At 73.2% G+C, this 7,968-nt stretch carries 5 protein-coding genes and 1 pseudogene; 3 read left to right on the top strand and 3 right to left on the bottom strand.

All coding sequences use genetic code 11. The features are described from left to right. Nucleotides 1–61: 61 nt before the first annotated feature. Complete coding sequence (locus ACWD3D_RS29865) at nucleotides 62–847, top strand: DUF4139 domain-containing protein (protein ID WP_451463880.1); 786 nt, start codon at nucleotides 62–64, stop codon at nucleotides 845–847. Here the strand turns inward: ACWD3D_RS29865 and ACWD3D_RS29860 are convergent. Beyond that, nucleotides 840–2,006: pseudogene (locus ACWD3D_RS29860) on the bottom strand (glycosyl hydrolase); the annotation flags it as partial. The gene ACWD3D_RS29865 and the pseudogene ACWD3D_RS29860 overlap by 8 nt on opposite strands. A 274-nt stretch (nucleotides 2,007–2,280) precedes the next feature. Here ACWD3D_RS29860 and ACWD3D_RS29855 point away from each other — a divergent pair. After that, nucleotides 2,281–4,257 carry an acetoacetate--CoA ligase gene (locus tag ACWD3D_RS29855; RefSeq protein WP_451463879.1) on the top strand — a complete coding sequence of 659 codons (1,977 nt, stop codon included), beginning with the start codon at nucleotides 2,281–2,283 and terminating at the stop codon, nucleotides 4,255–4,257. A 73-nt stretch (nucleotides 4,258–4,330) separates the two neighbouring features. Beyond that, nucleotides 4,331–5,293: a hypothetical protein gene (locus tag ACWD3D_RS29850; protein WP_451463878.1), complete on the top strand. Its 963-nt coding sequence runs from the start codon at nucleotides 4,331–4,333 to the stop codon at nucleotides 5,291–5,293. Between the two features lie 71 nt (nucleotides 5,294–5,364). Here ACWD3D_RS29850 and ptsP read toward each other — a convergent pair whose 3' ends face one another. Together ptsP and ACWD3D_RS29840 are read right to left on the bottom strand one after the other, a co-directional pair. After that, a complete protein-coding gene (gene ptsP / locus ACWD3D_RS29845; RefSeq protein ID WP_451463877.1) occupies nucleotides 5,365–7,035 on the bottom strand; it encodes a phosphoenolpyruvate--protein phosphotransferase in 1,671 nt (556 codons plus the stop codon). A gap of 76 nt (nucleotides 7,036–7,111) precedes the next feature. Next, the gene (locus ACWD3D_RS29840) at nucleotides 7,112–7,561 is read right to left on the bottom strand and encodes a PTS sugar transporter subunit IIA (RefSeq protein WP_451463876.1); all 450 of its coding nucleotides are present in this window, start codon (nucleotides 7,559–7,561) and stop codon (nucleotides 7,112–7,114) included. Nucleotides 7,562–7,968 lie beyond the last annotated feature (407 nt).

Here is a 7,968-nt window from a genome sequence, read left to right as displayed (position 1 = left end):
CTTCAGGCGCCGTCAGACCCAGTACCTAACTTCCCATACACATGTAGCGCTCCTCGGTGAAGTGTCACCGCTTGATGATCCCTCATGCGCCGAACCGTCCGGCGTGGAGGCCCCCCACGGTCTGCGGGACGAGGTCGAGCGGCTGAAGGACGTGTACGCGGTGGCGCGGGGGCGCCGGGACCGGGTGCTGAGCCGGATCGAGGAGGTCGGGGCGCTCCGCCCGGTACCGCCCCCGCGCAAGCGCGACGACCCGCACCGCCGTACCCCGGTCGACGCGTGGCTGGAACTGGCCGGGTTCGTCGACGAGCGCCTGACGGGGCTGCACCACCGCCTCGCCGGGCTGGAGGAGGCCCTGCGCACGGCCGAACACGAATGGGAGGTCGCCTCCCACCGGCTCGCCCGCGCCTCCACCGACGCCCCGGCCGCGCACGTGGAGACCTCGGTCGGCGCGGTGTTGACCGTCGACGGCGCGGGTGAGGTGGAGTTGGAGCTGGAGTACGGCGTGCCCGGCGTCGTCTGGGTGCCGGCTTACCGTCTGGCGTACCGCCAGGGCGACGGCAGCGGCCGTCTGGTGCTGCGCGCCTCGGTCGCCCAGCGGACCGGCGAGGACTGGACCGGCGTACGGATCGCCCTGGCCACCGCCGATCTGCGGCGCCGGACCGATCTTCCGAGACTCCGCTCCGTCCGGATCGGGCGCAGTCAGCCCGCCCCCGCCCCGGCCGGGTGGCGTGAGCCTCCGGCAGCCGGACGGGCGAGGAGAGCCGGAAGGGCCGCTCCCGGGAGCGCGGGACCGCGGGCGGCTCCGCCGGATCACGCCAGACCAGGGACGGCGGACCGTCGCCCCTGACACTCACGCCCGCCCGTGCGTCCGGCGCGGCGACTCCGTCCACCGGGTCCCGCCGCACCGGCCCGGACGCGATCAGACGCACCCCGTCGGCCCGCAACCCCGCCGCCAGCTCCGCGAGACCGGGAGCCCGAGCCCCCGGAGCGCCGTCCGCCTCACCACCCAGCAGGTGGAGAGCGCTCAGCGGCAACCCGCGGTCGCGGTGTCCGGCCGCGATCCGCCGTACCTCCTGCCCGCCGGCCCCCTCCTCCACGGCGAGCTGCGGCCCCAGCGCCCACGGCGGCGGCAGCGCCGGGGCACCCGTGAGCGCCGTCCAGCCCCGCAGCACCCGGGCGGGTGTACCCGCCACCGCCCAGCACCGCAACGGCCCCCCGTCCACCCGGACCTCGCTCCCGCCCGGCCGGTCGTGCCCCGAGCCCGCACCCTCCTCACCCTCACGGATGGTCATCCGGCCCGTCCCGCAGCTGTCGTAGAACACCAGGTGCGTTCCCGCGTCCGCGACCACGAACTGCACCGGCATCACCGGTGCCGACGGCTTCCCGGCCGCCCCGTCCGCCCGGCCGGACCGCCCCGCACCTCTCGTGTCCGCCGCGCCCAGCGGGTACGTACCGGTCCGCAGCCGGGGCCCCGACGACGGCCCGCCCAGCCCGAAGAACCGCGCATCCGCCGGGAGTTCCGCCCGCTGCACCCACCGCACGGCCCCCCCGTCCGTCGCCTCCCACCAGCGCGGCGGCAACTCCCGCCGCAGGCGGACCCCACCCGGCGTCCGCAGCTCCACCGCCCCGTCGCGCGACACCGACACCGTCAGGCGCTCCGACACCACCTGCCAGCCACCGTCCGTGCCCGGCTCCAGCCGGGCCCGCGGATCGGGCGCCGGCTCCGTGCCGGGCAGACCGTACGACGGCAGCCTCCCGGCTCCGTCCCACGCCCAGAACACCGCTCCGCCCGCCGCCACCCGGATGCTCAGCTCCGAACGGGCGAACCGCACCACACCGCCCCCCGGCCCCGGGTCCGCCCCCAGCAGCGGTCCGGGCACCCTGGCCAGCTCCGGACCCCGCTGCCGCGGTGCCCAGGAATCCCCGCGCCACGCCCTCCAGGCCGTCCGCACGCCACCGACCGAACCCATCAACTTCACCGAGCGCACCAGGTCATGACCGTCCATGGCGCACACCTTGCCATCAGTCGAACCGGGCGAGCGTTTCGTTCAACTTCCGTTCACCCCGGGCCCGGCGGACGTACACGCACACCCCGGTCCGGGCGCCGCGCCCGCCCGGCGACCGCCACGCCCCGAACCCGCCCGACCGACCCTGGTGCCGGGGACGATCACATGGCATCGTCCTCAAGGATCGCCCTCAAGGGCGGGCGCTCACGCACACCACCCCTGCCCGTGAGCGCCGGACGCCCACCCCGCGCACCCGTCAGCCAGGAGCCGCCCGATGACCTCAGCAGCCGACGAGACCCCCCTGTGGCAGCCCGGCCCCGAGCGCGTCGCCGCCGCGGCCGTCACACGCTTCCAGAGCTGGGCGGCCGAACACCACGGGGCCCCCGCCGAAGGGGGATACCCCGCACTGCACCGCTGGTCCGTCGAGGAACTCGGCCCCTTCTGGCGGGCCGTCGCCGAATGGTTCGACATCCGGTTCTCCACCCCGTACGAGACCGTCCTCGCGAAGCGCACGATGCCCGGCGCCGAATGGTTTCCCGGCGCCACCCTCAACTACGCCGAACACGCCCTGCGCACCGCCGAGGACCCGCTGCGCGCCGACGCGCCCGCGCTCTTCCACGTCGACGAGACACAAGCCCAGGCGGTGATGAGCTGGTCCGAACTCCGGCGCCAGGTCGGCTCCCTCGCCGCGGAACTGCGCGACCTCGGCGTCACCCCCGGCGACCGGGTCAGCGGCTACCTCCCGAACATCCCGCAGGCCGTCGTCGCCTTCCTCGCCACCGCCGCCGTCGGCGGGGTCTGGACCTCCTGCGCCCCCGACTTCGGCGCCCGCAGCGTCCTCGACCGCTTCCAGCAGGTCGAACCCGTCGTCCTGTTCACCGTCGACGGCTACCGCTACGGCGGCAAGGAACACGACCGGACCGCCACCGTCGCCGAACTCCGCCGAGAACTCCCCACCCTGCGCGCCGTCGTCCACGTACCACTGCTCGGCACCCCCGCCCCGGAAGGCACCCTCGCGTGGGCCGACCTCACCGGCGGCGACACTGAACCCCGCTTCGAACAGGTCCCCTTCGCCCACCCGCTCTGGGTCCTCTACTCCTCCGGCACCACCGGGCTGCCCAAAGCCATCGTGCAGTCCCAGGGCGGCATCCTGCTGGAGCACTACAAGCAGCTCGGACTCCACTGCGACCTCGGCCCCGAGGACCGCTTCTTCTGGTACACCTCCACCGGCTGGATGATGTGGAACTTCCTCGTCTCCGGCCTCCTCACCGGCACCACCGTCGTGCTGTACGACGGCAGCCCCGGGCACCCCGACATCAGCGCCCAGTGGCGCGTCGCCGAACAGACCGGCGCCACCTTCTTCGGCACCTCGGCCGCCTACGTCATGGCCTGCCGCAAGGCAGGCGCCCACCCCGGGCGCGACCTGGACCTCAGCCGCGTCCAGTGCGTGGCCACCACCGGCTCGCCGCTGCCCCCGGACGGCTTCCGATGGCTGCACGACGAGATCACCGACGACCTGTGGATCGCCTCCGTCAGCGGCGGCACCGACGTCTGCAGCTGCTTCGCCGGCGCGGTCGCCACCCTCCCCGTCCACATCGGCGAACTCCAGGCCCCCTGCCTCGGCACCGACCTCCAGTCCTGGGACCCCGAGGGCAAACCGCACCTGGGGGAGGTCGGAGAACTCGTCGTCACCGCGCCCATGCCCTCCATGCCCCTGCGCTTCTGGAACGACCCGGACGGCAGCCGCTACCACGACAGTTACTTCGACACCTATCCGGGCGTCTGGCGCCACGGCGACTGGATCACCCTCACCGGGCGCGGCTCCGTGATCATCCACGGCCGCTCCGACTCCACCCTCAACCGCCAGGGCGTACGCATGGGCTCCGCGGACATCTACGAGGCCGTCGAGCGGCTGCCGCAGATCCGCGAATCCCTCGTCGTGGGCATCGAACAGCCCGACGGCGGCTACTGGATGCCGCTCTTCGTCCACCTCGCCGACGGCGCCGTCCTCGACGACGGCCTGCGCACCGCGATCGCCCGCACCCTCCGCGAGAACCTCTCCCCGCGCCACGTGCCCGACGAGGTCATCGAGGTGCCCGGCATCCCGCACACCCTCACCGGCAAGCGCATCGAGGTCCCGGTCAAGCGCCTCCTCCAGGGAACACCCCTGGACAGGGCGGTCAACGCCGGCTCCGTCGACGACGTCGGCCTTCTGGCCTTCTACGCCGAACTGGCCCGCACCCGTCACTGATACGACCCGTTGTCAGACCCCCTGGTTACGCTGAGTGAGCACAGTTCGACCGTACCCAGGGGGAGCACCGCTCATGAACCGCACCGGACGCACCGACCGTGACGACCGCGCGACCGGCACCACCCGACGCACCCGGCGCACCGGGGCCCCGCCCGACCGGCGGCCCCGGGCCGGCCGCCGCGCCCTGCGCCGCGAAGTACCGGGCACGGTCGGCGTCCTGGTCGACCCGCAGGACTTCGCCGCGATGCGCACCTACCGGACCTTCCCGTTCGACGACCACGCCGCCTACCTCCGCGAAGTAGAAGGACTGCTGCGTGGGTTCGAGGCCGAGGGACTCCACACCAGCCTCGCGCTCTTCGACCCGGCCGAGTTCGGCGAGTTCTGCGCGGAACACCGGCTCGACCCCGACAGCGCCGACGCCCGCACCCGCTTCACCGCCGAGATCGCGGCCTCGGGCGCCACCGTCCCCTACACCGGCCAGCCGCTCGACCGGCTCCTCCCTCTCCTCGTCTCCCGCGTCGTGCGCCGCGCGACCTGGGAGTACGCCACCGTGCTCCTGGCCGACCTCGGCGCGTGCGCCGACTGCGGCCAGGACATCGGCGGGGCCGCCTTCGACCGCGCCTCGCACCTGCTGCTGCGGCTGCTGGAAGCCGCAGGTGCGGGCACCCACCACATCGTCTGCTCCATCCGCTCCACCGACGACCGGCTCCTCGCCGTCCTGCACACCCGCCAGGACGGTGGACGCCCGCCCGTTCTCTCACCGGCCGAAGGGACGGAGCTGGCGACCGTGCTCGCGGTGGGGGTCGCGCTGGAGGCCCCCGGAGGAGTCGTCCTGCGCACCACGACCCCCGATGCCCCGGACCGCGTCCACGGCTGGCGGCTCGACCGGGGCAGCCTCCTCCCGCTGACCGCCGGCGAGGTGTTCTCCGCCTATTGCACCGACGCGGGTACCGGCGAACCGGTCGGCCCCGAACCGGGCGTGGACTACCGCGCGGGATTCGACATCCGAGCGGAGGAACCCCGGCCCCACCACTGACCCGCGCCCCACACGCGTAGGGGCTCCCCGCCACCGCGGCGGGAAGCCCCTACGCGTCTGCCTCCGAAGCCCTACGCGCCCTCCAGCACCGCCCGGGCCGCGCTCCGCGCGTCCTCCGCGGAGTCCGCCGCCCGCGCCGCGGCGGCGGCACGCTCGCACTGCGCCAGCGTGTACTGCGAGAGCGTCGCCCGTACGTAGGGGAGAGACGCGGCGCCCATCGAAAGCGAGGTGACCCCGAGCCCCGTCAGCACACAGGCGAGCAACGGATCGGCCGCGGCCTCACCGCAGACTCCACAGCTCCTGCCCTCGGCGCGCGCCCCGTCCGCCGACAGCGCCACCAGGTCCAGGAGCGCCGGCTGCCACGGGTCCTGCAACCGGGACACCGCGCCCACCTGCCGGTCGGCGGCGAAGGTGTACTGCGCCAGATCATTGGTGCCGAGCGAGAGGAACTCCACTTCCTGGAGCACCGAGCGGGCCCGGAGCGCGGCGGACGGGATCTCCACCATGGCCCCGACCTTCGCCCGCAGCCCCGCCTCGCGGCAGGCGTCGGCGAAGTGCTTCGCGTCGGTGCGGTCGGCGACCATCGGCGCCATGACCTCCAGCTGAGCCGACTGCCCCTCGGCGGCCTTGGACAGCGCGGTCAGCTGGGTGCGCAGGACATCGGGATGGTCCAGCAGGCTGCGCAGCCCCCGTACTCCGAGCGCCGGGTTCGGCTCGTCGGCGGGGGTGAGGAAGTCCAGCGGCTTGTCCGCTCCGGCGTCGAGCACCCGGACGACGACCCTGCCCTCGGGAAACGCCTCCAGCACGGCGCGGTACGCCGCGATCTGCTTCTCCTCGGAGGGCGCCTGCTCGCTGTCGTCCAGGAAGAGGAACTCCGTACGGAAGAGCCCGATGCCCTCCGCGCCGGCCTGCAGCGCCGCCGGTACGTCGCCCGGGCCGCCGATGTTGGCCAGCAGCGGCACCTTGTGCCCGTCGGACGTGGCGCCCGGACCGCTGGAGGCGGCCAGCGCCGCCTCGCGCGCCGCGGCCGCACCCTCCAGAGCGGCCCGCTTCTCGGCGCTGGGTTCGACGAAGACCTCGCCGGTGCCGCCGTCCACCGCCACCGTCACACCCTCGGCCAGCTCACCCGCCCCGGGCAGCGCGACGACGGCCGGTACCCCGAGCGCCCGCGCCAGGATCGCGCTGTGGCTGGTCGGCCCGCCCTCCTCGGTGACGAAACCGAGCACCAGCGCCGGATCGAGCAGCGCGGTGTCGGCCGGAGCCAGATCGCGGGCGATGAGCACGTACGGATGGTCGCTGTCCGGTACCCCCGGCATCGGCACCCCGAGCAGCCGTGCCACGATCCGGTTGCGTACGTCGTCGAGGTCGGCGACCCGCCCCGCGAGGTACTCCCCGGCGTTGGCCAGCAGCGCGCGGTAGGCGGCGAAAGCGTCGTAGAGACCGCGCTCGGCCGTGCTCCCCTCGGTGATGCGCCGTTCGACATCGGCCATCAGCTCGGGGTCCTGCGCCATCATGGCCTGCGCTTCCAGCACCCCCTGGGCCTCGCCGCCGGCGAGATTGCCGCGCGCGACCAGGTCGGCCGCGACGGCCTCCACGGCCTGGCGGGCACGCCCCTTCTCCCGTTCCGTCTCCTCCGGGAGAATCTGCCTGACCGGCGGTTCCAGGACCGCGGTCCCCATGTGCCGGACCTCGCCGATGGCCACCCCGTGGCTCACGCCGACGCCTCGCAGCGTTGTCTCCATTTCACCCGCCTTTCGGTTGTGCGGCGGTGGAACCCCCGCGGTGTACGTCGGACTGGTTCGTCATGGAAAGGCAGGGTCACCGCCAGCCGAAAAGAGCGCCGCCCGCTTTCACCTCGCCCGACTCCAGGACGTCAGAGAGGGAGTCGACCGTGGCCTCCAGGGCCACGACGGGACAGATGGGAGACTTCCCGGCCGCTTCGACGTCGACCGGATTCCACCGCACGACGGCCTGTCCGCGTGTGACGGTGTCCCCCTTGTTGATGAGGAGCTCGAACCCCTCGCCGTTGAGCTGGACGGTGTCGATGCCCAGGTGCGTCAGTACACCGTGTCCCTCTCCATCCACCACCACGAACGCGTGCGGGTGCAGGGAAACCACGACGCCGTCGACCGGCGATACCGCCTCGCCGGGCTCCCGGACGGGGTCGATGGCCGTGCCGGGCCCCACCATCGCGCCCGAGAAGACCGGGTCGGGGACCGCGGCCAGTCCGATGGCCTGTCCGCTGAGGGGGGACGTCACGTGGGTCATGGGTGCCTCCGGGAGGTGGAGCTGGGGCGTGCCTGCTCGACGACCACCCCCGCTTCATGTCGCAGGGCGGCGTACTCCTCAGCAGGGTAAGTCATGTTAAGGCAGGGTTCCGCACGAGATGTCCCGTTTGGCTGACGTAGAAGTGCACCGGGAGCGATTTGCCTCGTCTCCCGGCGAGGCTGTACTGTCGTAAATCTGCCTGGCCCCGCCGCGACTTCGAGTCCTGGGGCCGGCGGCGACTCTCCAGCGAAACCCTGCCCGGATCGGGCTTCCGCATGCCTGCGGGGGCCGGGTCAGAGGGAAAGGAATTGCCTGATAGAGTCGGACTCGCCGGAAAGGGAAACGCGAAAGCGAAGAACTGGAAAGCGAAAATCGCTTGACCCGCTTCGACCGGGAATCGGACCGAT

It is taken from the genome of Streptomyces sp. NPDC002690, from assembly GCF_053592415.1.
This window is presented reverse-complemented; position numbering and strand designations above follow the sequence as displayed.